At 64.3% G+C, this 24,604-nt stretch carries 25 protein-coding genes and 2 tRNA genes; 14 read left to right on the top strand and 13 right to left on the bottom strand.

Features of this window, described 5'->3' with window-relative positions:
- Positions 1-66: 66 nt before the first annotated feature.
- Both HALZIN_RS0108725 and HALZIN_RS0108720 read right to left on the bottom strand, forming a co-directional pair.
- The gene (locus tag HALZIN_RS0108725; protein ID WP_035575259.1) at positions 67-585 is read right to left on the bottom strand and encodes an Hsp20 family protein; all 519 of its coding nucleotides are present in this window, start codon (positions 583-585) and stop codon (positions 67-69) included.
- A 393-nt stretch (positions 586-978) separates the two neighbouring features.
- Positions 979-1,599, bottom strand: coding sequence for a rhomboid family intramembrane serine protease (locus HALZIN_RS0108720; protein WP_031383838.1), 621 nt, complete (start codon positions 1,597-1,599; stop codon positions 979-981).
- 164 nt (positions 1,600-1,763) lie between these two features.
- Between HALZIN_RS0108720 and HALZIN_RS0108715 the strand changes: the two genes are divergently transcribed.
- Positions 1,764-2,234 carry a tellurite resistance TerB family protein gene (locus HALZIN_RS0108715; protein ID WP_031383837.1) on the top strand — a complete coding sequence of 157 codons (471 nt, stop codon included), beginning with the start codon at positions 1,764-1,766 and terminating at the stop codon, positions 2,232-2,234.
- A gap of 49 nt (positions 2,235-2,283) precedes the next feature.
- On the opposite strand, the gene HALZIN_RS0108710 is transcribed toward HALZIN_RS0108715, so the two are convergent.
- Positions 2,284-3,165, bottom strand: coding sequence for a YihY/virulence factor BrkB family protein (locus tag HALZIN_RS0108710; RefSeq protein ID WP_031383836.1), 882 nt, complete (start codon positions 3,163-3,165; stop codon positions 2,284-2,286).
- Between the two features lie 266 nt (positions 3,166-3,431).
- Here HALZIN_RS0108710 and HALZIN_RS0108705 point away from each other — a divergent pair, with 266 nt between their 5' ends.
- The 4 genes from HALZIN_RS0108705 to HALZIN_RS0108685 all read left to right on the top strand — a co-directional run bounded on the left by HALZIN_RS0108705 (position 3,432) and on the right by HALZIN_RS0108685 (position 7,002).
- The gene (locus tag HALZIN_RS0108705; protein WP_031383835.1) at positions 3,432-4,046 is read left to right on the top strand and encodes an exopolysaccharide biosynthesis protein; all 615 of its coding nucleotides are present in this window, start codon (positions 3,432-3,434) and stop codon (positions 4,044-4,046) included.
- Positions 4,047-4,097: 51 nt separating this feature from the next.
- The gene (arfB, locus tag HALZIN_RS0108700) at positions 4,098-4,514 is read left to right on the top strand and encodes an alternative ribosome rescue aminoacyl-tRNA hydrolase ArfB (RefSeq protein ID WP_031383834.1); all 417 of its coding nucleotides are present in this window, start codon (positions 4,098-4,100) and stop codon (positions 4,512-4,514) included.
- Positions 4,515-4,634: 120 nt separating this feature from the next.
- Positions 4,635-5,825, top strand: a complete 1,191-nt coding sequence (locus HALZIN_RS16820) for a coiled-coil domain-containing protein (RefSeq protein ID WP_035575257.1) — start codon at positions 4,635-4,637, stop codon at positions 5,823-5,825.
- Between the two features lie 178 nt (positions 5,826-6,003).
- Complete coding sequence (locus tag HALZIN_RS0108685; protein WP_031383833.1) at positions 6,004-7,002, top strand: MBL fold metallo-hydrolase; 999 nt, start codon at positions 6,004-6,006, stop codon at positions 7,000-7,002.
- On the opposite strand, the gene HALZIN_RS18175 is transcribed toward HALZIN_RS0108685, so the two are convergent.
- Positions 6,987-7,205, bottom strand: coding sequence for a hypothetical protein (locus tag HALZIN_RS18175; protein WP_031383832.1), 219 nt, complete (start codon positions 7,203-7,205; stop codon positions 6,987-6,989). The genes HALZIN_RS0108685 and HALZIN_RS18175 overlap by 16 nt on opposite strands.
- A 158-nt stretch (positions 7,206-7,363) precedes the next feature.
- On the opposite strand from HALZIN_RS18175, the gene HALZIN_RS0108675 reads away from it, so the two are divergent.
- The 3 genes from HALZIN_RS0108675 to dcd all read left to right on the top strand — a co-directional run bounded on the left by HALZIN_RS0108675 (position 7,364) and on the right by dcd (position 10,322).
- Positions 7,364-8,545, top strand: a complete 1,182-nt coding sequence (locus HALZIN_RS0108675; RefSeq protein ID WP_031383831.1) for a M24 family metallopeptidase — start codon at positions 7,364-7,366, stop codon at positions 8,543-8,545.
- Positions 8,546-8,802: 257 nt separating this feature from the next.
- Positions 8,803-9,606 carry an iron-sulfur cluster carrier protein ApbC gene (gene apbC / locus HALZIN_RS0108670; RefSeq protein ID WP_084173453.1) on the top strand — a complete coding sequence of 268 codons (804 nt, stop codon included), beginning with the start codon at positions 8,803-8,805 and terminating at the stop codon, positions 9,604-9,606.
- Between the two features lie 149 nt (positions 9,607-9,755).
- The gene (dcd, locus tag HALZIN_RS0108665; protein WP_031383829.1) at positions 9,756-10,322 is read left to right on the top strand and encodes a dCTP deaminase; all 567 of its coding nucleotides are present in this window, start codon (positions 9,756-9,758) and stop codon (positions 10,320-10,322) included.
- Positions 10,323-10,436: 114 nt separating this feature from the next.
- On the opposite strand, the gene purN is transcribed toward dcd, so the two are convergent.
- On the bottom strand, positions 10,437-11,171 hold the full coding sequence (gene purN, locus HALZIN_RS0108660) for a phosphoribosylglycinamide formyltransferase (RefSeq protein WP_031383828.1): 735 nt from the start codon (positions 11,169-11,171) through the stop codon (positions 10,437-10,439).
- Positions 11,168-12,244 (bottom strand): phosphoribosylformylglycinamidine cyclo-ligase, encoded by a 1,077-nt coding sequence (purM, locus tag HALZIN_RS0108655; RefSeq protein WP_084173451.1) that lies wholly within the window; start codon positions 12,242-12,244, stop codon positions 11,168-11,170. Before purM ends, purN begins: the two co-directional genes overlap by 4 nt.
- A 140-nt stretch (positions 12,245-12,384) precedes the next feature.
- On the opposite strand from purM, the gene HALZIN_RS0108650 reads away from it, so the two are divergent.
- Both HALZIN_RS0108650 and hda read left to right on the top strand, forming a co-directional pair.
- Positions 12,385-13,464 (top strand): AI-2E family transporter, encoded by a 1,080-nt coding sequence (locus tag HALZIN_RS0108650; protein ID WP_031383826.1) that lies wholly within the window; start codon positions 12,385-12,387, stop codon positions 13,462-13,464.
- Entirely contained in the window at positions 13,461-14,162 is a 702-nt protein-coding gene (gene hda / locus HALZIN_RS0108645) for a DnaA regulatory inactivator Hda (RefSeq protein ID WP_031383825.1), read from the top strand. The genes HALZIN_RS0108650 and hda overlap by 4 nt, the downstream gene beginning before the upstream one ends.
- 7 nt (positions 14,163-14,169) lie before the next feature.
- On the opposite strand, the gene HALZIN_RS0108640 is transcribed toward hda, so the two are convergent.
- Complete coding sequence (locus HALZIN_RS0108640) at positions 14,170-14,589, bottom strand: secondary thiamine-phosphate synthase enzyme YjbQ (protein ID WP_031383824.1); 420 nt, start codon at positions 14,587-14,589, stop codon at positions 14,170-14,172.
- Between the two features lie 245 nt (positions 14,590-14,834).
- Here HALZIN_RS0108640 and HALZIN_RS0108635 point away from each other — a divergent pair, with 245 nt between their 5' ends.
- Positions 14,835-16,214 (top strand): class II fumarate hydratase, encoded by a 1,380-nt coding sequence (locus HALZIN_RS0108635; RefSeq protein ID WP_031383823.1) that lies wholly within the window; start codon positions 14,835-14,837, stop codon positions 16,212-16,214.
- A gap of 105 nt (positions 16,215-16,319) precedes the next feature.
- Here the strand turns inward: HALZIN_RS0108635 and HALZIN_RS0108630 are convergent, their stop codons facing one another.
- From HALZIN_RS0108630 to HALZIN_RS0108620, 3 genes are all read right to left on the bottom strand, one after another.
- The gene (locus HALZIN_RS0108630; RefSeq protein WP_031383822.1) at positions 16,320-17,402 is read right to left on the bottom strand and encodes an endonuclease/exonuclease/phosphatase family protein; all 1,083 of its coding nucleotides are present in this window, start codon (positions 17,400-17,402) and stop codon (positions 16,320-16,322) included.
- A 180-nt stretch (positions 17,403-17,582) separates the two neighbouring features.
- Positions 17,583-19,100 (bottom strand): glycerol-3-phosphate dehydrogenase, encoded by a 1,518-nt coding sequence (glpD, locus tag HALZIN_RS0108625; RefSeq protein ID WP_031383821.1) that lies wholly within the window; start codon positions 19,098-19,100, stop codon positions 17,583-17,585.
- 101 nt (positions 19,101-19,201) lie between these two features.
- Positions 19,202-20,020: a DeoR/GlpR family transcriptional regulator gene (locus HALZIN_RS0108620; RefSeq protein WP_051907609.1), complete on the bottom strand. Its 819-nt coding sequence runs from the start codon at positions 20,018-20,020 to the stop codon at positions 19,202-19,204.
- A gap of 263 nt (positions 20,021-20,283) precedes the next feature.
- Here HALZIN_RS0108620 and glpK point away from each other — a divergent pair, with 263 nt between their 5' ends.
- The 3 genes from glpK (at position 20,284) to HALZIN_RS0108605 (ending at position 22,149) form a co-directional block, all read left to right on the top strand.
- Positions 20,284-21,768, top strand: a complete 1,485-nt coding sequence (gene glpK / locus HALZIN_RS0108615; RefSeq protein ID WP_031383819.1) for a glycerol kinase GlpK — start codon at positions 20,284-20,286, stop codon at positions 21,766-21,768.
- Between the two features lie 207 nt (positions 21,769-21,975).
- Positions 21,976-22,052: transfer RNA gene (locus tag HALZIN_RS0108610), tRNA-Val, on the top strand.
- A 20-nt stretch (positions 22,053-22,072) separates the two neighbouring features.
- Positions 22,073-22,149 (top strand) — tRNA-Val (locus HALZIN_RS0108605).
- Positions 22,150-22,217: 68 nt separating this feature from the next.
- On the opposite strand, the gene HALZIN_RS0108600 is transcribed toward HALZIN_RS0108605, so the two are convergent.
- From HALZIN_RS0108600 to HALZIN_RS0108590, 3 genes are all read right to left on the bottom strand, one after another.
- A complete protein-coding gene (locus HALZIN_RS0108600) occupies positions 22,218-23,183 on the bottom strand; it encodes an alpha/beta hydrolase (RefSeq protein WP_051907449.1) in 966 nt (321 codons plus the stop codon).
- Positions 23,184-23,244: 61 nt separating this feature from the next.
- A complete protein-coding gene (locus HALZIN_RS0108595; protein WP_031383817.1) occupies positions 23,245-23,703 on the bottom strand; it encodes a GAF domain-containing protein in 459 nt (152 codons plus the stop codon).
- A 78-nt stretch (positions 23,704-23,781) separates the two neighbouring features.
- Entirely contained in the window at positions 23,782-24,582 is an 801-nt protein-coding gene (locus tag HALZIN_RS0108590) for a MetQ/NlpA family ABC transporter substrate-binding protein (protein WP_031383816.1), read from the bottom strand.
- Positions 24,583-24,604: the final 22 nt, after the last annotated feature.

Here is a 24,604-nt window from a genome sequence, read left to right as displayed (position 1 = left end):
CCGCAAGAGCGGGGCCAATATCTTTCCATGATCATGTCGATCGGCATGAAGTGCCGTTTCACTCACTCAGGTGGATGCTTGCACCTGTGCGGATTCCTCCATGGGGGCCTCCCCCCTTGAGGTTTCCAGCCGGCGCGTTTCGGAGCGCTGCTGACTCGAGACGTCGATCTCGATCTCGCGCGGCTTCTGCGCTTCGGGAATCTCGCGCAGCAGGTCGATGATCAGCAGGCCGTTTTCCAGTTTCGCGCCGCGCACCTCGATATGATCTTCAAGCCGATAGGTCAGCTTGAAGGAGCGCTGGGCGATGCCCTGGTGCATGTACCGAACCCGATCGTCCTGCTCGGCCTGGGGCTTGGCGCCGGAAACGCTGAGCACGCCCCCTTCGAGCTGAATGCTCAGTTCCTGCTCGGTGAACCCGGCCACGGCCAGGATGATGCGGTACTCGTTCTCGCCATGCTTCTCGACGTTGTACGGCGGAAAGCCGGTTGTTGCGCTGCTTTCGAAGGCGCGTTCGAATAGATCGTTGAAGCGATCGAAACCGATCGAGTGACGGAAGAGCGGTTCCAGTGAGAATGCCGTATTCATAGTATGTTCTCCCCATTTGATGAGCGAAGCCATACCCCTATTGACGGGACCCACTTGGCGGCATCCCATGGCTAGGGATCTACCTTTCGGCACTTCATGAAATGGGGTCTGATACAACCGCTTCAATAGGCATATTTGTAAAAAATTGTATCAGGGCCTGTTGACGTTTTGTCGCGCTGGCTCCGTCAGTTGCCAGAAGCGGTACACGAAAGCTGTCAGTCCCGCCTGGATACTCTTTTGTCTGCCCGCGACATGTTCCAGCTTGAATGTCTTGCAAGTGATTGCTTACAAGTTCATATCCCAGCTATCGGCAGCCGAGGGAGAGGATTGGGCCGGGATGGGTACGAACGTCAACGCGTGGCGCGCTGCATGGCCTGAGCGCCGGTGGGCCGATCACAAGCCGAGCTGCCCAAGAAAGTGCGCCAGCAGCGCCGGTTCGAGTATCAGCGCGATGACCACGCCACCGAGTGCGCCGCCCAGGTGCGCTTCGTGAGCCAGCCCGCCGGCCTGGTCGGGGGCACGGCTGCGCATGGCGTACAGCGACAGGGCGACGAAGCCGATGGCGAACAGGATCGCCGGGATGGGAATGGCGAAGAACAGATAGAGCAGCCGGAAAGGTTCGTAGAGGCAGAAGGCGAAGACCACGCCGGTAATCGCCCCCGACGCGCCGACCGCCGAGTAGCGCGGGCTGTTGCGATGGACGATCAGCGCTAGCCCCTGGGCGGCAAGATCGGAACCGAAATACAAAAGCAGATAGCGCAGCGGCCCCAGAGCGGCTTCCAGCCAGGGGCCGAAGAAGTACAGCGTCAGCATGTTGACCAGTAGGTGCGCGCCGTTGACGTGCAGGAAGCCCGCGCTCAGCAGGCGATGGAACTCGCCGTGACGCAGGATGCGCTCTGGCCGAAAGGCCAGCGTGGCGAAGAGCTGAGGCCGGCGATGCAGCACGAACAGGCTGATGGCAACGTTGACGACGAGCAGCGCCAGGGTGATCGGCGCCTGGGTCAGATCAAGCATGGCGTTCCTCTGCTCTACTCTCTGCTGATGAAGCGCACCACGGCCTGCTGATGAAGCGCACCACGGCATTGTTGGCCACCAGTCATTGAGCATGCAACCTCTTCGTCGGGCACTTGTCGGAAAGATAGCCTTCGTCACTACGTATCGATCCAAGGAGACACCTCGTGCTCGACGCTATCCAGCAATTCTTTCAGCGTGCCTTGACCATGCCGGGAGCCGACGACGACCAGCGGCATTTGACCCTGGAACTGGCCACCGCGGCGCTGCTTTGCGAAATCGTGCGTGCCGACCAACGCACCGATCCCGCCGAACTCGACGCCTGGCGGGGCATGCTAAAGGCACGCTTTTCCCTGGACGATCAACGGGTCGATGAGCTGATGGCACTGGCGACCCACGAGACGAACCAGGCAGTCGATCATTTCCAGTTCGTGCGGCTGGTCAACGAGCATTACGACTACGCCGACAAGGTCGCACTGGTCGAGTTGATGTGGCAGCTGGCCTACGTCGACGAGGCGCTTGATGCCCATGAAGAGCACCGCATCCGCAAGCTGGCGGATCTGCTGTTCGTCCGCCACAGCGATTTCATCCGTGCCAAGCTGCGGGTCCAGGCGCGGCGCGGCGGTGTATCGGGGTGAAGAGCATGGGCATCGGGTTGGGGTGGCCCGCTCGGGCGAGCCGGGTTGGCTAGCGATGCGGACTCTGGTGCCAGGGCAGGCCGGCGCGAGCACTGCGTTCGAGCTCGGCGATCACCTGGGCGCCGAGCAGCAGGATCACCGCACCGATCTCGAGACTCAGCAGCACCACGATCAGCGTCGCCAATGAGCCGTAGACAGCATTGACGTAGGAAACGTTGGCAAAGTAGTAACTCAGGGTAAGCCGGACGATCTCCCACAGCAGGGCGGCGACAAAGCCGCCGATCAGCGCGCGATGGGGCGCGATGCGCACCACCGGCATGATCTTGTAGATGGCGCTGAACAGCCCGCACAGACCGACGAAACTCAAGACATTGAGCGATATTACAGCCACGCTGGCCGAGGGCAGCTCGATGTCGAACAGCATGATTACTATTTGATTGAAGGCATTGCCCATCGCGACCAGCACGGTCAGCGCCAGCAAGCCGGCACCGAGTACCAACATGAAGGCGTAGGGCAACAGCGCCGACACCCAGAAACGGCGCTTCTTGTCGACCTCGTCGGCCTGGTGGAAAATCAGCGCGATGGAATCCTCGAGCATGCGAAAGGCGAATGAGCTGAAGAACAGCAATACCAGAGTCCCGACGAAGCCCACGACATTGCGCGAATCGACCAGCGTACGCACCGCATCGAGAATCACGTCGGCGTGGGCCGGTGCCAGGTGCTGGGCCTGAATGGCGATGATACCCAGCAGGCGTTGTTCATCGACGATATGGGTCAGCAGCACGGAGAGCAGGGCGAACAGCGGAACGGTCGAGAGCAGGACGTTATAGCCGACGCCGCCGGCCAGAAGAATGCCGCGATTGTGCAGGAAAGCGGCGAGTACGCGCCATGAGAACTGCCAGACCTGGCGGGCCAGAACGAGACGTTGCATTCCATTCCCTTGCAGCTTGGAACAAAGGTCCCGAAACGATGTGCTTCGGGCAGTCGTTGACGGTTCCCTGCCGGGCGGCTGGCAACGAGGATGGCTGTCATCCGACACTGACAGTATCCGCCAGGAAGCACTCGAGCACCAAGCCGTGGCAGGCGCTGGAGCGCTTCATGCGGACACGCACGCCGGAGCCCGCCTGAATGAGGCGTACTCACTGACAAGCAATCGAGGAGTTCCTCGGCAGCGCCAGGCTCACAGGGAGGTGATGCATGCATGAGGAACATGAAGACGCAGAGCCGGAAAACCTAGAGCAATTGCTCGCCGAGCTCGAGCGGGCCGTCAGCGAAGAGCGCCAATCCGGCGCGCCGGTCAGCCTGGCGCTGCTGCTCGAGGCGGTGGGCAACCGGGCGTTCGGCCCGTTATTGATAATTGCCGGGCTGATCACGGTCATGCCCCTGGTGGGCGATATTCCCGGCGTGCCGACGCTGATGGCGTTGCTGGTGGCGCTCAGTGCGGGCCAGCTGCTATTGCGACGCAAGCGCCTATGGTTGCCGAAGTGGCTGTTGCGCCGCTCGCTGTCCCGGTATCACTTTCTCAAGGGGTTGCGCCGTCTGTATCCGCTGGCGTGCTGGACCGACCGATTGCTGAAGCCGCGTCTGACCGGGCTGACCCGGGGCGCCGGCCTGCAGTGCGTGGCGCTGACCTGCCTGGCCATTGCCTTGTGCATGCCGCTGATGGAGCTCGTGCCGTTCTCCGCAACCGGCGCCGGCGCGGCACTGACCGCCTTCGGCCTGGCGCTGATCGCCCGCGATGGCCTGGTGGCATTGATTGCACTGGGCGTGACCCTGGCGACCGCGGTACTGGTGGCCCAGTCGCTCTGGTGAGCTTTCGTCGGGTGCCGTAAAGTAGCGGGCCAATCGTCGACCGGAGGTTCCATGCTGGAAATTTCCCGCCAGGTCAGCCTGCCCGACAGCGAATTCGAGATTCAGGCCGTGCGCGCCCAGGGCGCAGGTGGCCAGAACGTCAACAAGGTCGCTTCAGCGGTGCATCTGCGCTTTGACATCGGCGCCTCGTCGTTGCCGGCCCTCTACAAGGAGCGCTTGCTGGTGCTGGCCGATCAGCGCATCACCCGGCAGGGCGTGGTCGTGATCAAGGCGCAGCGCTACCGGACTCAGGAGCAGAATCGCGAGGATGCCCGGATGCGGCTGCGCGAGCTGATCCGTAGCGTGGCCCGCGAACGTCCCAGGCGAATACCCACGCGCCCCAGCAAGGCGGCCAAGCGTAGGCGAGTGGATGCCAAGACGCGCAAGGGCAAGCACAAGGCGCTGCGCGGCAGGATCGATAGCGAGTGAATGGCCGCTGTACAAGGCGACGTTGAATTTTCGTTCTACTCAATTAGTGAATTCGTCTTGCCCATCGGGGTGTTCATGGCCATGGTGAACTGGTACGCAGCCGAACCTAGGAGATGATCCATGGCCGAGACACCGCCGGAGCAGTCCCAGAATAAGCCTCAGAGCCCTTTCAAGGACAATCGGGTACGCATCGTGGTAGTGGTCGCGATAATCGCGGTGATCGTGGCGATCTTCGTGGCCTCCAACGCCAGTTCGCAGAAGGAGAAATGGCAGGCTCAACGCGAGTCGATGCAGGCACAGATCGCCCAGCTTCAGAACGAAAAACAATCCCTGCAACAGCGCAACGCCGATTTCGAGAAGGCCTATTCAAGCGTCGAAGCGGCCCAGCAGGAGCAGCAGTCGCTCGAGCAGCAGAATAGCCAGGCGCAGGAGCAGCTCAGCCAACTGCAGTCGCAGGTCGAGGACGTGCAGGCCCAGCTCGAGGAAACACAGGCTCGACTGGCACAGCGCACACAGCAACTGAAAGCCTTGCAGGATCAGGTCGGCCAGGCCCAGGCCCAGCTCGAGGATCTCAATGGCCAGGCTCAGCAGGCCCAGCAGCGTCTCGACAGCGCTCAGTCCGAATTGAAGAAGACGCAGCAGCAAATCGCCGATGCCGAGGGCCGTCGCACCGAGCTCGAGGAGAACGTCAAGGCGCAGCAATCGCGTCTCGAACAGTTGGCCGAGCAGCTCGATACGCGGCAAACGGAACTTGCCGACATCGAAGGTCAGAAGACCACCGCCAAGGAAAATCTCGGACAGCTCAAGCAATCGCTGGCCGAAGTACAGCAGCGCGAGAAGTCGATGAGCGCCCAGGTCGCGTCCGCTGAGCAGCGCTTGAGCGAGCTGCAGGCGCAGATCCAGACGCGCACCCAGCGTCTCGGCAAACTCCAGACCTCCATCGCCAACATCCAGCAGGAGCTTTCCAGCATCGCCGCGATGCAGGAGACGCTGAACGAGCTCTCCCAGCGCATCGGTTCCGCTACGTCAGCCGGGGACGAGACGCCGTCAGGCGCGCAGGGCGCTTCGGACCAACCGCAGAATGGTTCTGAACCGGCCGGTGACGGCCAGCAAGATGGCGTCCAGAGTGGCGCGGACCAAAGTGGTAATAGCCAGAGCGGCGATTCCCGGGGCTCGCAAGGCGGTTCGGGCGCGTCGCAAGGCCAGGAGCGGTCTTCCTCCGGTCAGCAGGGCCAGCCGCAGGGCGATCAGCCACAGAGTGGATCCGAGACTCAGAGCGAGCAGAGCGAGGAGGCATCCCCGCAATCCTGATCATGTATTGAGTTGCTGATCTCATTTCGCCCGGCCAAATGGCCGGGCGTTTTATTTTCAGATCGGACCTAAGCGATGCTAAGCCATGCGTGGCACGCTATCCGTGGCCGGTATGCGCTACGCTCAAGCAACTGGGCAATATCGATAACAGCAACAATCACAGTACTGCGAGGCATTCATGAATAGATTGACTGTGGCACGGGCAATCTCGCTGATTGCTATCACCATCACGAGCGCCGTCACGGCGATGGCCAACGAAGACAGCCCCGCGACGGTGAAAATCACCCCGCTGGGAAGCCAGGACGGCGAGTTTTGCCGCTACGACCGGGCGCTGATCCTCGAGGATCCCAACGGCACCCGGTTGCTCTACGATGCCGGACGGACCGTGCGCGGCGGCGATGATCCGCGGCTCGGTGAAATCGATGCGGTACTGCTCAGCCATGTGCATGGGGACCATCTCGGCGATGTCTATCAGCCTACGGCCAACGCCGGCAGTTGCGCGTCGCCGGATTTTTCGGTGTCGGCCACGCCTGAATCCAATACCGTGCGCATTGCCGTGGCCAAGCAGGCCACGCTGCTAGTGGGCGGCGAGATGCCGGGGTTCTTCGAAAACAAGGTCGCTGCGGCCGGCGGTAGCGAAGAGCAGGTACAGTTGCTGCGCTTCGGTGGTGAAGCCGAGGTTGCAGGTGTCAAGATAGCCAGTGTGCCGGCCGTGCACAGTAACGGTCTGGGCCCGGCGTTCATCGAGGGCCAAGTCGGCGAGATGTTGGCAGCCAGCGGGCTGACCGCCTATGTCGGCCCGCCGGGTGGCTACGTGGTGAGCTTTTCCAATGGGTTGGTGGTTTATCTGTCCGGTGATACCGGGGTGACCGCCGAGCAGGATCTGGTGGTCAGACAGCTCTATGGCGCCGAGCTGGCGGTGATCAATATCGGCGATACCTTCACCACGGGCCCGAGCGAAGCCGCATACGTCATCGATGAAATGGTCCAGCCGAATGCGGTGATTCCTTCGCATGCCAACGAAGAGGCTACTCGTGATGGCGAATTGCTGCCTGATACGCGCACTGCAACATTCGCCGAGGCGGTCTCCGTGCCGGTGCACCTGCCGCTTAGCGGGCGCACCCTGGCTTTCGATGACCAAGGGCGCTGTGTCGGTGGCTGTCAGGGGCGCCGCTGAGCTGCCCACCGGGGAAGGACCCCCAGCGCTGCTCGACCGGTTCGTCTCTCGGCGCGCATGCGGTAGAACTCATCGGTGCCGTGCGAGGCTTCGCCGAGCAGCACGAACGGACGCTCGCCGACCTGCTCCATTAGCCGGTCGTAATCGCTGGGCTGGCCCGCCAGGCGCGAAGCGAGACCGTTCACACAATCGAGCGGCGTCATCATGGCCTCCTTGCTCTGGTAATGCCGACAGGTTGACTGTAGCCAAGCTCTTCAGGGGACGCATGGGCAGCGCAGCGCTCGGTGAGGGCGAGAAGGGCGGCTGCATGTACTAGGCTGATTGCAGAGTCATTGCGCCAATGGGCAGGGAGATAGCCACCATGCAACACGACGAATATCGCCACCACCTCGCGCCGCTGGCTGGCAGCGAGTGCGCCTTCGAGGAAGCGGAGCTACAGCGGCGTCGGGACACTGTCGTCAAGGCAATGAAGGACGCCGACATTGATGCGCTGTTGCTGACCGCACCGGCCGATATCTTCTACCTGACCGGCTACAGCACCTTCGAGGTCGCGGTCCACTCGGCGCTGGTGATGACCGCCGACCACATGATGCTGCAAGTGCCGTCGATCGAAGTGGGGCCGGCGGTGACCTGCACCCGCGTCGAGGATATACGCAGCTACCGCTGGGAGGGGCTCGCCGAGGTCCTCGCTCCGTTGACGAAGGTACTGGGCGAGGTGGGCGAATGCATCGGCATCGACCCGTGGCATGGCTCGCTGCGCCAGGGCGTGATCGATGCGCTGCGTCAGCGCCTGCCGGGCCACGAGTTCGTCGACGCCTCGGCGCTGCTGCATGGCATCAAGCTCGTCAAGTCGTCGGCCGAGCTGGAGTGTTTGACCGAGAGCGCCCGAATCACCGGGCGGGGCATCGAGGCGGCGGCCGATGCGGTGCGCGCCGACGCCACCGATAGCGAGATCGCCGCGGTGGGGGCCCAGGCCCTGCATCAGGCGGGCAGCGAGTTCATGAGCATGCAGCCGATCGTGGTGGCCGGCGTGCGCAGCAGTGTCGGTCATCTCAATCATCGTCGCCGGCCGATCGCCGCCGACGAGCCGGTATTCCTCGAGTTCGGCGCGGCCTGGAACCGTTACACCGCACCGATGATGCGCACCGTGGTCGCCGGGCGGCCTTCGGCGCGGATGGTCGAGGTGTTCGATACCTGCCGGCGCATCTACGACGCGCTGCTACCCGCGATGCGTCCCGGGGCCAGTTTCGACAGCGCGGCCCGCGACGCCGAAACGGCCTTCGAGTCGTTGGCCGGGCAGGCCTATTTCTCCGGGGTGTTCGGCTACGCGGTGGGCGCGCAGTTCCCGCCGTCCTGGGTCGAGGGTTCGGGGTTCATCGCCCGCGGCCAGAGCCGCTGCTTCGAGGAAAACATGGTCTTCCATCTGCCGTTGTGCCTGCGCTTGCCCGGCGAATGGGGCATCGGCTGCAGCGACACGGTACGCGTCAGCGCCGACGGCGGCGTGCCATTGACCGCCAACCCCTGGTCGCTGACCGCCGGCTGAAGCCAGGATCCGGCCGAACGCTTGGTCCTCGGCGCGCGGCGCGCGTTATACTGCGGCCAAGTTAGGAAAACCCTGAATAAATAGGCGAGCGGAATCAAGCGCAAGGCGTACGGAGCACAGGAACCGGAGCATATGGGTATATGTGAGGATTCCGCGCACCGCACAACGCAGCGATTTACCCGCGCAGACATTTATGCAGTTTTTCCTTAGGCATCGGTCGAACCCGGTGTCGTAACATTCAAGGAAAGGAGTCAGCCGTGATCGAGGGTGTGAAGCATATCGTGGCCGTTGCCTCGGGCAAGGGCGGGGTCGGCAAGTCCACGGTGACCGCCAATCTGGCGTTGGCGATGGCCGCCGAAGGCTACCGGGTGGGCCTGCTGGACGCCGACATCTATGGGCCCAGCCAGGCGCAGATGCTGGGCATTGCCGCGGGCACGCGCCCCGAGGTGGTCAGCGAGAACAGTTTCAAGCCGATCATCGCCCACGGCCTGCAGGCGATGTCGATGGCGCTGATGGTCGATGTCAACGAGCCCATGGTATGGCGCGGACCGATGGTTACCGGGGCCTTCCAGCAGCTGCTCAACCAGACGCTGTGGGACGACCTGGATTATCTGTTCATCGACATGCCGCCGGGCACCGGCGACATTCAGCTGACGCTGGCGCAGAAGGTACCGGTCTCCGGCGCGGTGATCGTCACCACGCCGCAGGACATCGCCTTGCTCGATGCGCGCAAGGGCATCGAGATGTTCCGCAAGGTTAACGTGCCGGTGCTGGGCGTGGTCGAGAACATGAGCCTGCACATCTGCTCCAACTGCGGGCACAGCGAGCCGATCTTCGGCGCCGGGGGCGGCGAGCGGATCGCCGCGCAGTACGACACCCGCCTGCTGGGGCAGTTGCCGCTGCAACTGTCGATTCGCGAGCAGGCCGACGGCGGCCGGCCCAGCGTGGTCGCCGAGCCGGACGGCGGGATCGCCGCGACGTTCCGCGAGGTGGCGCGGGCGGTGGCCGCAGGCGTCGAGAGCCAGCGCGAGGAGGGGCCGAGCATTTCGTTCGGTGAGTGAGGCGCTGTTGAAAGCGACTCGCTTTTGAAACGCCGCGGGGGCCGTTATGATGACGGCCCCTTTTTATCGATCCCGACCACGATCGCATTCGATCCCGACCACGATCGCATTCGATCCCATTTTACGACCGCATGACCCGAGGACGCCCGATGAGCATCAAATCCGACAACTGGATTCGCCGCATGGCCGAACAGCACGGCATGATCGAGCCCTTCGAGTTCGATCAGGTCCGCCACGTCGACGGCCAGCGGGTGATCTCCTACGGCACGTCCAGCTACGGTTACGATGTGCGTTGCGCCGATGAGTTCAAGGTGTTCACTAACATTCACTCGGCGGTGGTCGATCCCAAGAGCTTCGACGAGAAGAGCTTCGTCGACGTCAAGGGCGATGCCTGCGTGATCCCGCCCAACTCCTTCGCGCTGGCGCGCACCGTCGAGTACTTTCGCATTCCGCGCAGCGTACTGACCATCTGTCTGGGCAAGTCGACCTATGCGCGCTGCGGGATCATCGTCAACGTCACCCCGCTGGAACCGGAGTGGGAAGGCCACGTGACTCTGGAGTTCTCCAACACCACCAACCTGCCGGCGCGGATCTATGCCAACGAGGGGGTGGCGCAGATGCTGTTCCTGGAGTCCGACGAGGAGTGCGCGATCTCCTACAAGGATCGCGGCGGCAAGTACATGGGCCAGCGTGGCGTGACACTACCCAGGACCTGAGCCGGCCCGGCCTCCGGCCGGGAGCTATAAGCAATCAGCTTGAAGCTGTAAGAAAAAGCGAACCCCACGAGCCTTGGGCCAGTGGGGTTCGCTTTTGATTATCTGGCTTACAGCTTACAGCTCCTCGTCCAGCTCCTCGGCGGCATCGTCGTGCGACAGCCGCATGCCCTGCGGCGGCAGCGCCGTACCATCGAGGGTCGGGCCTTCGGTGCCGAGCTGCAGCCGGCCCTCGAGGAACCAGCGCACGGCGATCGGGTAGATCAGGTGCTCGCGGGCGTGGATGCGCGCGACGAGCCGCTCTTCGCTATCGCCGCGGCGTACCTTGAGGGCGGCCTGCATCACCACCGGTCCGCCATCGAGGTCCTCGGTGACGAAATGCACACTGACGCCGTGTTCCTCGGCGCCGTCGGCGAGTACCCGGGCATGGGTATCCAGGCCGGGGTACGCGGGCAGTAGTGACGGATGAATATTCAGCAGGCGACCGTAGTAACGTTGCACGAAGCGTGGGGTAAGGATACGCATGAAGCCGGCCAGCACCACCAGGTCGGGCTGATGACGCTCGATCACCTTGATCAGCGCGCCGTCGAAGGCCTCGCGACTGTCGTACTCGCGATGCGGCAGGGCGACCGCTTCGATGCCCGCGTCGTGGGCGCGCTTGAGACCGTAGGCGTCGGCCTTGTTGGAGATCACCGCGACGATCTCGCCGCCCAGTTCGTCGTAGGACTGGGCGTCGATCAGCGCCTGCAGGTTGCTGCCGTTGCCGGAAATCAGCACCACCACCCGGCGTGGCTCGGCGGCCTCGGCGGTGAAATCGTTGAGCGTGTCGCCGTTCGCGTCGTCCTGGCTCATGCCTCGAGGTTCTCCATGCGGACCTGCTCCTCGTCGCCGTCACGCGCGACGATGTCGCCGAGCTGGACGACCTGCTCGCCGGCGGCTTCCAGATGGCGCCGGGCTGCGTCGGCCTGGTCGGCGGATACCACCACGACCATGCCGATACCGCAGTTGAGCACGCGATACATCTCGCGCTCGGCGACGTTGCCCTGACGCTGCAGCCAGTCGAACACCGCCGGACGCTGCCAGGCGTTGGCGTCGATGCGCGCGGTGAGATGGTCCGGCAGCACCCGCGGCAGGTTCTCGGTGAGGCCGCCGCCGGTGATGTGCGACAGCGCATGCACGGCGACGCCGCTGTCCTTGATCAGCGAGAGCAGCGGCTTGACGTAGATGCGCGTCGGCGCGAGCAGGGCGTCGCCGAGGCTGCGGCCATCGATGTCGGTCGTCAGGTCGGCCGCGCTGACTTCGAGGATCTTGCGGATCAGCGAATAGCCGTTGGAGTGCGGGCCAGAGGAAGCCAGGCCGAGCAGCACGTCGCCCTTGGCGACCTTGCTGCCGTCGAGAATCTCGGCTTTCTCGACCACGCCGACGCAGAAGCCCGCCAGGTCGTAGTCGCTGCCTTCGTACATGCCGGGCATCTCGGCGGTCTCGCCGCCCACCAGCGCGCAACCGGCCTGCAGACAGCCCTCGCCGATCCCGCTGACGACGTCGGCGGCGATATCCACATCGAGCTTGCCCGTGGCATAGTAGTCGAGAAATTGCAGTGGCTCGGCGCCGGCGACGACCAGGTCGTTGACGCACATTGCCACCAGGTCGATGCCGATGGTGTCGTGACGGCCCAGCTCCATGGCCAGGCGCAACTTGGTGCCCACGCCATCGGTGCCGGTGACCAGCACCGGCTGGCGATAGCCGGCCGGCAGTTCGCACAGCGCGCCGAAGCCGCCCAGTCCGCCCAGCACTTCAGGGCGATGCGTCCGCTTGGCGACGCCCTTGATGCGGTCGACCAGGGCGTTGCCGGCGTCGATGTCCACCCCGGCGTCCTTGTAGCTCAGCGAAGGGGGCATAGGTTTGTCGGAGGCGCTGCGGGTCATGGCATGTCCTGTCAGTAGAAAGCCTAAGCTTGGCGTTAATTGCCCGTCGAGAATGACCTGGAGGAGAAAGCGCGCGCATTGTAGCATCGCGCCTGTCGCGGTGCATCGGCGTGCCGACGCGCATGGATGGAGTGAGTCGCATGACACGATTGCAAGTCTGGACGCTGCTGGGCGTGGCCGCCATGGTCTGGTTGCTGGTATTGCTCGGGCCGATCCTGATGCCATTCTTCGTCGGCATGATCCTGGCCTACCTGGGCGACCCGCTGACCGACTGGCTGGAAGCCAAGGGGCTGTCGCGTCGCCTGGCGGTCAGCGTGGTATTTCTGGTGTTGTCGCTGTGCCTGATAGTCGCCTTCGTGATTCTCATTCCGCTGCTGGGACGTCAGCTGGGGCAACTGATCGAGGCGCTGCCGGAGATGTTCAACTGGGTACAGACCATGATCCTTCCCTGGGTGCGTGAGGTCTCGGGACTCGATTTCAGCACCGACTTCGACCAGCTGCGTCAGGCGTTGATGGCCAACTGGAAGGAAACCGGCACCTTCGCGGCAGGCCTGCTCGCCCAGGTGTCGCGCTCGGGGCTGGCGCTGGCGATCTGGATCGGCAACCTGGCGCTGATCCCGGTGGTGACCTTCTACCTGCTGCTCGACTGGGATCGCCTCAAGCGGCATGTTCGCGATCTACTGCCGCGCCGCTACGAGCCGACGACGACGCGCCTGGCGATACAGTGCGACGAGGTACTGTCGGCTTTCCTGCGCGGTCAGTTGCTGGTGATGTTGAGCCTGGGCATCGTCTATGCCGTGGGGCTGACGCTGCTGGGTATCCAGTTCGGCGTGCTGATCGGCATCGTGGCGGGTCTGGCGAGCATCATTCCCTACCTGGGGGTGATCGTCGGCCTGGCGATCGCCGCGATCGTGGCCTTCTTCCAATATGGCGACGTGCTGTATCTGCTCGGCGTGGCGGCGGTCTTCGGTATTGGCCAGATGCTCGAGGGCATGCTGCTGCAGCCGCTGCTGCTGGGCGACAAGATCGGCCTGCATCCGGTGGCGGTAATCTTCGCCGTGCTGGCCGGCGGCCAACTGTTCGGCTTCACCGGCATCCTGCTGGCGTTGCCGGTGGCGGCAATGGTCATGGTACTATTGCGCTATCTACATGAGCGCTATAAAAACAGCCCCTTATATGAGGCCGAGGGTCCGCCCCGCGGCAACGAGGACAGTCAATGAGCACCGGGCCGGCGCAGCTGCCGTTGGGCGTCGGGCTACGCGACGACGCGACCTTCGGCAACTTCCTGCCGGGCGACAACGCCGCCCTGGTGGCCAAGCTGCGAGCCCAGCTCGACGACCACGGCGAAGCCTTCATCTATCTGTGGGGCGCGCCTGGGTCGGGGCGCAGCCACCTGTTGCAGGCCGCCTGCCATGAGGCCAGCGATCGAGACAAGCGGGCGCTCTATCTGCCGTTGAACGATCTGGGCCATTTTCCCCCGCATATGCTCGAGGACGTCGAGCGGCTCGACCTGGTAGTGATCGACGACATCGACCAGGTGATCGGGCGCAAGCGCTGGGAAGAGGCGCTTTTCCACGGCTTCAACCGCCTGCGCGATGCCGGCAAGCGGCTGGTGATCGCCGCCCCGGCCGCTCCCCGGCAACTGCGTGTCACGCTACCCGACCTGGCATCGCGCCTGACCTGGGGCGTGACCTTCCAGATCCAGCGCCTCGACGACGACGGTCGCTTCGAGGCGCTCAAGCTGCGTGCCAGGGTGCGCGGCATGCAGCTTCCCGATGAGGTCGCCCGCTACATCCTGCATCGCGGGCCGCGCCAGCTCAACGCGCTGTTCGCCATCCTCGAGCGGCTCGACCACGCCTCGCTCACCGCTCAGCGCAAGCTGACCATTCCCTTCGTCAAGCAGGCATTGGGCTGGTGACGAGCGGTTATTGGCCGTTCAATGTGGCCACGAGCTTGCGCGCGCCACCATGATCGCGATGTTCGCCCATCCAGATGCCTTGCCAGGTACCCAGTGCCAGCCTCCCCTTGTTCACCGCGATCGTCAGCTGCGTGCCGAACAGACTGGCACCGATATGCGCGGGCATGTCGTCTGGACCTTCGACGGTGTGGCGGAAATAGGCCAGGTCGCCGGGGGCGAGATCGCGCAGGAAGGCATCCATGTCGTGGCGCACGTCCGGGTCGGCATTCTCGTTGAGGGTCAGCGACGCCGAGGTATGCAGCAACTGTAGATGCAGCAGGCCGACATCGAGTTCGCCGAGACGCGGCAGCGCATCGACGACGTCGCCGGTGATCAGATGAAAGCCGCGCGCTCGCGGCTCGAGGATGATTCGTTGTTGGTCCCACATGCCGTTCTCCCGTGCCATTGATTGATGTTGCCAGTCTAGTGGCGTGGCGCGGCTGGTAAACTGGCAAGTCGGTCCGCCCTTGAAAGTCCCTCTTTGCGCTGCAAGGTATTCAGCAAGCCGTGCAAGCTATGCTGATCATTGCTGCAAGCGATTGGCCGAAAGCCGGATCAGCACAATACTCGCCTGCGCGAACCATGGATCCCCGCGACCACGGTCATTACCGCACCACCCGACAGGAGGTATTCATGAGCGACACCCGCATCGAACGCGACAGCATGGGCGAGCTGGACGTGCCAGTCAGCGCGCTCTACGGCGCCCAGACCCAGCGAGCCGTCAACAATTTTCCGGTCAGCGGCCAGCCGATGCCGGCGGTATTCATCGCCGCGGTGGCGCGGATCAAGCAGGCCGCCGCCGAGGTCAACCGCGATCTCGAGCTGCTCGATTCGCCGCGCGCCGAGGCGATCATCGCCGCCGCTCAGCAGCTGATCGATGGCGAGCATGCCGATCAGTTTCCCATCGACGTCTTCCAGACCGGCTCGGGCACCTCGACCAACATGAACGTCAACGAGGTGATCTCGCATCTGGCGTCGAAGGAGGGGCTCGAGGTCGGGCCCAACGACCATGTCAACATGGGCCAGTCGAGCAACGACGTGATCCCCACGGCGATTCACCTGTCCGCCGCGCTGACCGTCAAGGAACGGCTGTTGCCGGCGCTGGAATACCTGAAGGCGACGATCGAGCGCAAGGCCGGCGAGCTCGACGACGTGGTCAAGACCGGGCGCACTCACCTGATGGATGCCATGCCGGTACGCATGAGTCAGGAGCTTGGCGGCTGGGCGAGCCAGGTGGGTCAGGCCATCGAACGTCTGCAGAGCGGCCAGCAGCGGCTCTCGCGGCTGGCCCAAGGCGGTACGGCGGTGGGCACCGGAGTCAACGCCCATCCCGAGTTCGCCGCGCGCATCGCCAAGGCGCTGAGCCGCCAGACCGGACTGGAGCTGCGCCCCAGCGACAGCTTCTTCGCCAGCCTGGGCTCGCAGGATGCCGCGGTCGAACTCTCGGGGCACTTGCGTACCTACGCCTGCGCGGTGATGAAGATCAGCAACGACCTGCGCTGGATGAATTCCGGGCCGCTGGCCGGGCTCGGCGAGATCGAGCTCGAGGCGCTGCAGCCGGGCAGCTCGATCATGCCCGGCAAGGTCAACCCGGTGATCCCCGAATCCGCCGCCCAGGCCGCCGCCCAGGTGATCGGCCTGGACAGCGCGATCGGCGTCGCCGGCCAGAGCGGCAATTTTCAGCTCAACGTGATGCTGCCGCTGATCGCCAGCAACCTGCTGACCTCGTTGACATTGATGACCAATGTCAGCCGGCTGCTCGCCGATCGGGCGATCGCCACCTTCAACGTGCGCCGCGACAGCATCGACGCGCCGTTGTCGCGCAACCCGATCCTGGTCACCGCCTTGAATTCGGTGATCGGTTACAACGCCGCGGCCGCGATCGCCAAGAAGGCCTACCAGGCTGGCCGGCCGATACTCGACGTCGCCGAGGAGCAGACCGATCTGTCGCGTGACGAGCTCGAGCGCCTGCTCGACCCGGCCAAGCTCACCGAGGGCGGCATTCCCGGCTGAGCGGTATCCGACGCGCCGGCGAATGCGAGGCGCTATTCACAAATGACCAAGTCGGCGCTCAGCGCCGGCTTGGTCATTGTATGCATGTTGGCGAGGCTGCGCCGATCAGCCGTGTCGGGTCGCCTCGCCGTCACCTTCGCGGCGCGCCTCCTGAATGGTCTCGGCGGCCTGCTGGCGCTCCTCGCGGTCGGCCTCGGGGGAGTCGTTCTCGTCGGCGCGGGCCGGACGGTAGCAGAGCGTGGCGAGGATCGGAAAATGATCGGAGCCGAAACCCTCGAGCCGGCGCATGCCGCCCAGCGTGAAGTGTTCGCTGACGAAGATGTGATCGAGCGGCCAGCGCAGCAGGACATGGCCCGCATGGAAGGTACTGAACATGCCGCGGCCACGGCGCGGATCGAGCATCCCGCTGACACGACAGAATAGCCTTGTGGTGCGCGACCAGGCGACGTCGTTGAGATCGCCGAACAGCAGGGTCGGCTGCTCGTGCTGATGGATGCCCTTGCCGACCAGCAGCAGCTCGGCGTCGCGCCACAGCGACTCCTCGCTCTCGCTGGGCGCCGGCGGCCGCGGATGCACGGCGTGGATGCGGATCCTGACGCCGCACTGCATGCGCAACCAGGCATGAATCGACGGAATGTCGCTCTGGATCAGCCATTTGACCTCGACCTCCTCGAGCGGCTCGCGTGAAAACAGATGCATGCCGTAAAGGTTGTCGAGCGGTACCTTGACGCTGTGCGGCCAGTCGCCTTGAAGCGAGCGGGCCAACTGATCGCCCCACCATTCGTCGGATTCCAGCGTCAGCACCAGATTGGGCTGGGCGGCATGGATCTGCTTGAGCAGGTCCTCGGCATTGCGGTTGGGCGTCAGCACGTTGGCGACCAGCACGGTCAGGTAGCGCCACTCGCCGTCGGCATTGGCATCGGCGACCTTCTTGGTCGCCAGCGGCGTCCAGGGGCGGATGTGCTTACCCTGAACGGCGAACACGGCGGTGCAGGCGGCGATTGCCCACCAGCGCCACTCGGCGCTGCCGAACAGCCAGAGCAGCAGGCCTACGACCAGCGCCAGGCTGGCAATCTGCAGCCGCGGGAAATCGAAGCCGCGTACCCACCAGTGGCGTAGCCGCAAGAAGGGAATCAGGGTGGCAATCAGCAGTAGCGCAGCCGCGGTGCTCAGGCCGATGTCGATCATGCTTGCTCCGGGCAGACCGCTCGACATCCGCCTGGCCAGTGGCGTCACTCGCAGACGACGTGTTCGGCCTGGTAGATCGTGAGCGGCATGAAAATGCGTCACTAATAACACGGATGACAACCGCGGCGTAAGCGTCGCTTTTCAATCGAGTGACTCAGAGCGTGCCTGCATTCATGGCGATCAGTTGAACGCGGCCTGCATCGAATGCTGCGTCCGCCCGAGGTAGTCGGCGAGCCGCTCGCGCTGAGTGTTGTCAAGGCGCAGATAGCGCTTGGTACGCCGCCACAGGATGTCGTCGACGTCACGCGCCCATTCGTGCTCGACCAGATAGTCGACCTCTCGCTGTGACAGCCCGCCGCCGAAATCCTGGCCCAGCGCCTCGATGCTGGTGCAGCCCTGGAGAAAATGCAGGCAGAGCGTGCCATAGCTGCCGGCAAAACGCCGTGCGCGCTCTGCGCCGAGGAACGGGTAGTCGCGCAGTAGCCGAGTCTGGAAGTCCGCCTGGCTGGCGATATCGCCGCCGGGCAGGCGTGCCTCGGCCGTCCATGCCGGCCGCATGGCTGGGAACAGGGGGGCGAGTGTCTCGAGAGCGGTTTCGGCGAGCTTGCGGTAGGTAGTGATCTTGCCGCCGAACACGGAGAGCAGCGGAGCGCCCTGGCGATCCAGGTCGAGTGTGTAATCGCGGGTCATCGCCGCCGGATCGGTGGATTCGTCGTCGCACAGCGGGCGTACGCCGGAGAACGTGGTGACCACCTCGTCGCGGGTCAACGGTGTGCGGAAGTGCGCATTGACTACGTCGAGAAGATAGTCGACTTCGTCGTCGCTGGCCCGAATGGCGGCGGGGTCGCCCCGGTAGCGCACGTCGGTGGTGCCGATCAGGCTGAAATCCTGTTCGTAGGGCAGGACGAAGACGATGCGCCCGTCGCGGTTCTGCAGGATATAGGCGCGCTCGTCGGCATTGATGCGAGGCACCACCATGTGGCTGCCCTGGATCATCCGAATGGCGTAGCGTGAGTGATGCGAGGTGCGCTCGCTGATGAAGCGCTCGACCCAGGGTCCAGCCGCGTTGACCAGCACCCGGGCGCGGCGCTCGAAGCGTCGCCCGCCAGGCTGCTCCTCGAGCACCAGCCGCCAGTGGCCATCCTCGTCGTGGGCTTCGACGCAGCGCGTGCGCACCAGGATTTCGGCGCCGTTGTCGCGGGCCTGCAGGGCATTGAGCACGACCAGCCGGGCATCGTCGACCCAGCAGTCGGAATATTCGAAACCCTGGCTGATCTCTTCGCGCAGCGGGTTGCCGGCGGCGAAGCGCAAGCCCTTCGAGCGCGGCAGGCTGTCGCGCTTGCCCAGGTGGTCGTAGAGAAACAGCCCGGCACGAATCATCCAGGCCGGACGCAGGTGCGGCTGATGGGGCAGGATGAAACGCAGCGGCCAGATGATATGCGGGGCTTTTCTGAGCAGCACCTCGCGTTCGCGCAGGGCCTCGCGAACCAGCCTGAACTCGTAGTATTCGAGATAGCGCAGGCCGCCGTGGATGAGCTTGCTGCTCGCCGAGGAGGTCGCCTGGGCCAGGTCGGCCTGTTCGCAAAGGGTTACCGAAAGACCGCGACCGGCGGCGTCGTTGGCGATCCCCGTGCCGTTGATGCCCCCGCCGACCACGAACAGGTCGAGTAGCGGTGGCGTTGATGACGTTGCGCCCATGTCGGCTCCTTCGGGACACCCCGAGTGCGATGATGAAAACGGTGATTTTCATTATGGGCGAAATTTTCGTTTATGAAAATACTCATGGGTGAAAACGAACATCATCGCGATTGCTGAGCGGGTCCCGTATCGTCTTCAAGCGAGCCGGCAGTGGCCGGTTCTTCGGCGATATGCAGGGCGACGTCGTGAGCCTCGATCAGCTGCAACAGCCGTTCCGGTGGCTGACGGTCGGTGAACAGGGCGTCGATCTGAGCGATGTTGCCCTGACGCACCACGGCGTTGCGGTGAAACTTGGAGTGATCGGCGAGCAGCATCACCTGTCGTGAGTTGTGGATGATTGCCTGGGCGACGCGCACTTCCTGATAGTCGAACTCCAGCAGCGAGCCATCGTCGTCGATGCCGCTGATGCCGATGATGCCGTAGTCGACCTTGAACTGGTTGATGAAATCGATCGTCGCCTCGCCGATGATGCCGCCATCCCGCGAGCGCACCTGGCCGCCGGCGACGATGACGTTGAAATCCTCCTGATGCTGGAGAATGGCCGCGACATTGAGGTTGTTGGTAATGACTTCCAGGCCGTGGTGGTCGGCTAGCGCCTCGGCGAAGATCTCGTTGGTGGTGCCGATGTTGATGAACAGCGAGGTGTTGTCGGGAATCTGGCGAGCCAGCAGGCGGGCGATGCGCTGTTTGGCAGCGAGATTGAGGGTCTTGCGCGTCTGGTAGGCGGTGTTGACGGTGCTCGACTCGAGCCCGGCGCCGCCGTGGACGCGGCGAAGCCGGCCCTCGTTGGCCAGCAGGTTGAGATCGCGACGAATGGTCTGCGGCGTAACCCCGAAATCGCCGGCCAGTTGTTCGATGGAGGCGTAACCTTGGCGCCTGACGAGGGCGATGATGGCGTCGTGGCGGTTGCGCTGGATCATGAAGCGTTCCATTGAGTTATCGATGCAAAGCCCGCAGGCGGCATGCCGTCATAGTATCAGCTTGTGCCAACAGCGCGGCCGCCACCGGGCGGATTCGACCATGGTCTTAGGGTGAGCCGTGCCCGATGGTTTGTTGTTATGTGAAAAGCGGTTTAGCCTCTTTCAAGCAATAACGAACATGCGCAACCCGGCGTCGACATCGCCCCTCCGCTCGGGCAGAGAGACGACGCGCGCCGGATAACCGCCAACAATACGAGTACGCCATGGCTTCCTACCTGCTTCCCATCGACCAGGGCACCACCAGTTCACGGGCCATTCTCTTCGATCGCGATGGTCGAGGCGTGGCGGTCGCCCAGGAGGAATTCCCGCAGCATTTTCCTCATGACGGCTGGGTCGAGCATAATCCCGAAGACCTCTGGGAGTCGGTGCTGCGCACCTGCCGGCAGGTGCTGGACAAGGCCGGGGTCGACGCTTCGGCAGTAGCGGCCATCGGCATCACCAACCAGCGGGAAACCACGCTGATGTGGGACCGGCACACCGGCGAGCCGATCTACAACGCGATCGTCTGGCAGGACCGGCGTACTGCCGAGGCCTGCCAGGCGTTGACCGATGCCGGTCACGATACACTGATTCGCGAGCGTAGCGGGCTGGTAATCGATCCCTACTTCTCGGCGAGCAAGCTCCAGTGGCTGCTCGACAACGTCGACGGGGCGCGTGAGCGTGCCGAACGCGGCGAGCTGGCCTTCGGTACCGTCGACAGCTTTCTGCTATGGCGGCTGACCGGCGGGCAGGTGCATGCCACCGACGCCACCAACGCCTCGCGCACGGCGCTATTCAACATCCACGAGCAGCGCTGGGACGAGGATCTGCTGGCGCTGTTCGGCATACCCGCGAGTCTGCTGCCCGAGGTGCGCGACTGCAGCGGCGACTTCGGCACCACCCAGCCCGAGTGGTTGGGCGAAGCGCTACCGATCCGCGGCGTGGCCGGCGACCAGCAGGCGGCGCTGATCGGCCAGGCATGCTTCGAGCCGGGCATGACCAAGAGTACCTACGGCACCGGTTGTTTCATGGTTCTCAATACCGGGGATCGCGCGGAAACCTCGCGCAACCGGCTGCTGACCACCGTCGCCTATCGCCTCGACGGGCGGGTGACCTATGCCATGGAGGGCAGCATCTTCGTCGCCGGGGCGACGGTGCAGTGGCTGCGCGATGGTCTCAAGCTGTTCGCCGAGGCTGCGGAGAGCGAGCAGCTTGCGCGCAGTACCCGCAAGGGGCACGGCGTCTATCTGGTGCCGGCATTTACCGGGCTGGGCGCGCCGCACTGGGACCCGCAGGCGCGCGGGGCGATCTTCGGGCTGACCCGCGACACCGGCATCGCCGAGATCGTCGCCGCCGGCCTGCAGTCGGTATGTTACCAGACTCGCGATCTGCAGACCTGCATGAACGACGACGTCGCCGGACGTGCCGGTACGCTGCGCGTTGACGGCGGCATGGTCGGCAACGACTGGGTCATGCAATTTCTCGCCGACATGCTGGGGGTTGCGGTGGATCGTCCCCGGACGCTCGAGACCACCGCGCTGGGCGCCGCCTACCTGGCCGGACTGGCGATCGGCTGGTACGCCGACCTCGACGAGATCGCCCGGTTGTGGCACTGCGAACGTACCTTCGAGCCGCAGATGGCCGAGGAGGAGCGCGAGACGCTGTATGCCGGCTGGCAGGATGCGGTGGACCGCGTCAAATGCCGTTGAGTCGGGTGCGTCGGCGATGTCTTGACGGCCGCTGCTGTCAGACTGTCTGATGCTTGAGGAAACTGGAATTGTCCGCCGAATCAAGCACAAGGGCAGGGCGCTTCGCGGCGAAAAGTGCCTGCCGGGGGTTGCATTCGCCGCCGCCGAGGGTAGAATACGCATCCGTTGCCGGCCAGCCTGTGTGTGAGCGCCGCCGCCAACCCCTGCAGGACCGTAGCTCAGTTGGTTAGAGCGCCACGTTGACATCGTGGAGGTCAGCGGTTCAAATCCGCTCGGTCCTACCAGCAGGCTCTCACAGCATTGCAGGACCATAGCTCAGTTGGTTAGAGCGCCACGTTGACATCGTGGAGGTCAGCGGTTCAAATCCGCTTGGTCCTACCAGTTCCCGAGACGCCCGATTCGCTTGCCGAGTCGGGCGTCTTTCGTTGTATCTTGGCTGGCCAGGCGTGTCAGTCGCCATCGACCGGCGCATGCCCGTCGACGAAGCGGGCGATTTCCTCGAGTGCCCGATTGGCCGCATCGAGTAGCGGGGCGAAGCCGACGAACACATGCGGCATGTCGGCCCACAGGCTGAGCTTGACGGGGCTGCCGCTTTGTTGCGCCTGTTCGGCGTAGCGCCGGCTGTCGTCGAGCAGCACTTCCGCTTCGCCGCACTGGATCAGCATCGGCGGCAAGCCGGTGAGATCGCCCTCGATCGGCGACACTCTGGAGTCGTCGGCCTGGGCGACCGGCGCGCGACCAAGATACAGCTGGGTCAATTGCGGCAGCAGGCTGGCATCGAGGATCGGATCGACCGTGGCCTTGCGCGTCAGCGAATCGCTCTCCCAGCTCTGGTCGGTGGCCGGCGAGAAGGCAAGTACCGCGTCGGGCAGGCGCAGCGCTTCGCGCTTGAGAACATCCACACAGGCCAGCGCCAGATTGCCGCCGGCGCTGTCGCCGGCGAGCAGCAACGGCCAGTCGGAGTCTTCGCGGCACAGCCATTGCCAGGCGTCGAGACAGTCCTCGAGCCCGGCAGGAAAGGGCGCCTCGGGGGCCAGGCGATAATCGATGGCGATCACCTCGGCCTGGCAGGCTCGTGCCAGACGGGTCGCCAGCGGGCGATGGCTGGCCGGGCTGCCGGCGATCCAGCTACCGCCGTGAATGTACAACAGGCGGCGACGTGGCTCGTCGTCGGTCTCGGCCGGGCGTACCCGCTCGGCGGCGATGACCCCGGCACGGGTCGGCACCAGCAGCGGCTCGACCCGGCAGTGAGCGTCGAGGATCATTGGGTCGGCGGCGAAGTACAGATCGAGCAGGCGACGCTTGACGGTCAGGTTGTTACCGCTGGCGATATTGAGCGATTTGAGCCGCTCGAGATGGGTAAGCACGGCGTCCAACCCCTCGTGGGCGGCGCCGGGCGAGGGCGTGTGATGCATGAATGAGCCTCCCGGATTAGCGGACGTACAGCATGGCGTCAGCGAGAGGCGGCGGCAATGGCTAGCCCGAGAAGTCGCTGGCGGCGATGAACGTCGCGACCAGATGCTCGATCCCGGTCTGGTCGTCGCGAGTAAAGCGTGCCGGGCGTGGACTGTCCAGATCGAGCACGCCCCACAGCGCGCCATCGACGACGATCGGTATCACCAGTTCGGAACGCGACGCCGCATCGCAGGCGATGTGGTCGGCGATCGAGTGAACGTCATCGACGCGCTGAGTCTGGCGGGTGCGCGCCGCGCCGCCGCATACCCCTTTGCTGAAAGGAATCGGGTTGCAGGCCGGCTTGCCCTGAAAGGGGCCGAGGATCAGCGTCTCGGCCCGGCGCTGCAGGTAGAAGCCCGCCCAGTTGAGATCGGGGATCTCCTGCATGATGAAGGCGCAGGTCTGGGCCGCGTTGGTCAGCCAGTCGCGGCTGTCGAGCAGCGCTTCGAGCTGGCGGGCGAGGCGTGGATAATCGCTCATGGACACTTCCTTTAAGCGGGCCTGAAAGCAGACGGGCCGGCCCTTTCAGGTCGGCCCGTCGGTCACGACGAGTGGCGCTTACTTCCAGCCGGGAACGGCGCCGCCCTTGAACAGCTCCTCGGCCTTGTCGATCACCGGCTGGCTCTGGTAGGCGTCGACCAGCTGCTGGATCGCTTCGCGGTCCTGATCGCCGGCGCGCACCACGATCAGATTGACGTAGGGCGACTCGGGACCTTCCTTGATCAGTGCGTCGTCCAGGCTCAGGCCGGCCGGCTGGGCGAAGGTATTGTTGATGAACGCCATGTCGACGTCGGGCAGCACTCGTGGCAACTGAGCGGCCTCGATTTCGCGAAACTCGAAATCGCGTGGGTTCTCGGCGATGTCGATTGGCGTGGCTTCAAGATTACTCGGATCGTTGAGCTCGAGCAGGCCCTTGTTGTGCATCAGGATCAGCGCGCGGCCTTCGTTCGACGGATCGTTGGGCAATGCGATGGTCGCGCCGTCGGGTAATTCCTCGATGCTGTCGTACTTTTCGGAATAGGCACCGATCGGATAGACGAAGGTGCGCCCGGCAATCGCGAAATCGTAGCCGCGATCGCGGACCATCGACTTCATGTACGGCTCGTGCTGATAGGCGTTGGCATCCAGGCTGCCATCGGCCAGCGCGGCGTTGGGCGTCACGTAGTCGGTGAACTCGATGATCTCGACGTCGAGCCCGTACTTGTCCTTGGCGATCTGCTTGGCGACCTGCATGACGTCGGTTTCGGGCCCGGCCACGGTGCCGACCTTGATCTGATCGGCGGCGGCGCTGGCGGGACCGCCGACCAGGCCGAGGCCGAGCAGGGTGGTGCCGAGTGTCTTGGCGATGGCGTGCTTCATGATGTGTCTCCTTGCGATATGC

This window comes from Halomonas zincidurans B6, assembly GCF_000731955.1.
Classification (GTDB): domain Bacteria; phylum Pseudomonadota; class Gammaproteobacteria; order Pseudomonadales; family Halomonadaceae; genus Modicisalibacter; species Modicisalibacter zincidurans.
Note: the sequence above shows the minus strand (reverse complement) of the source record. Positions and strands in the feature narration are given on the sequence as shown.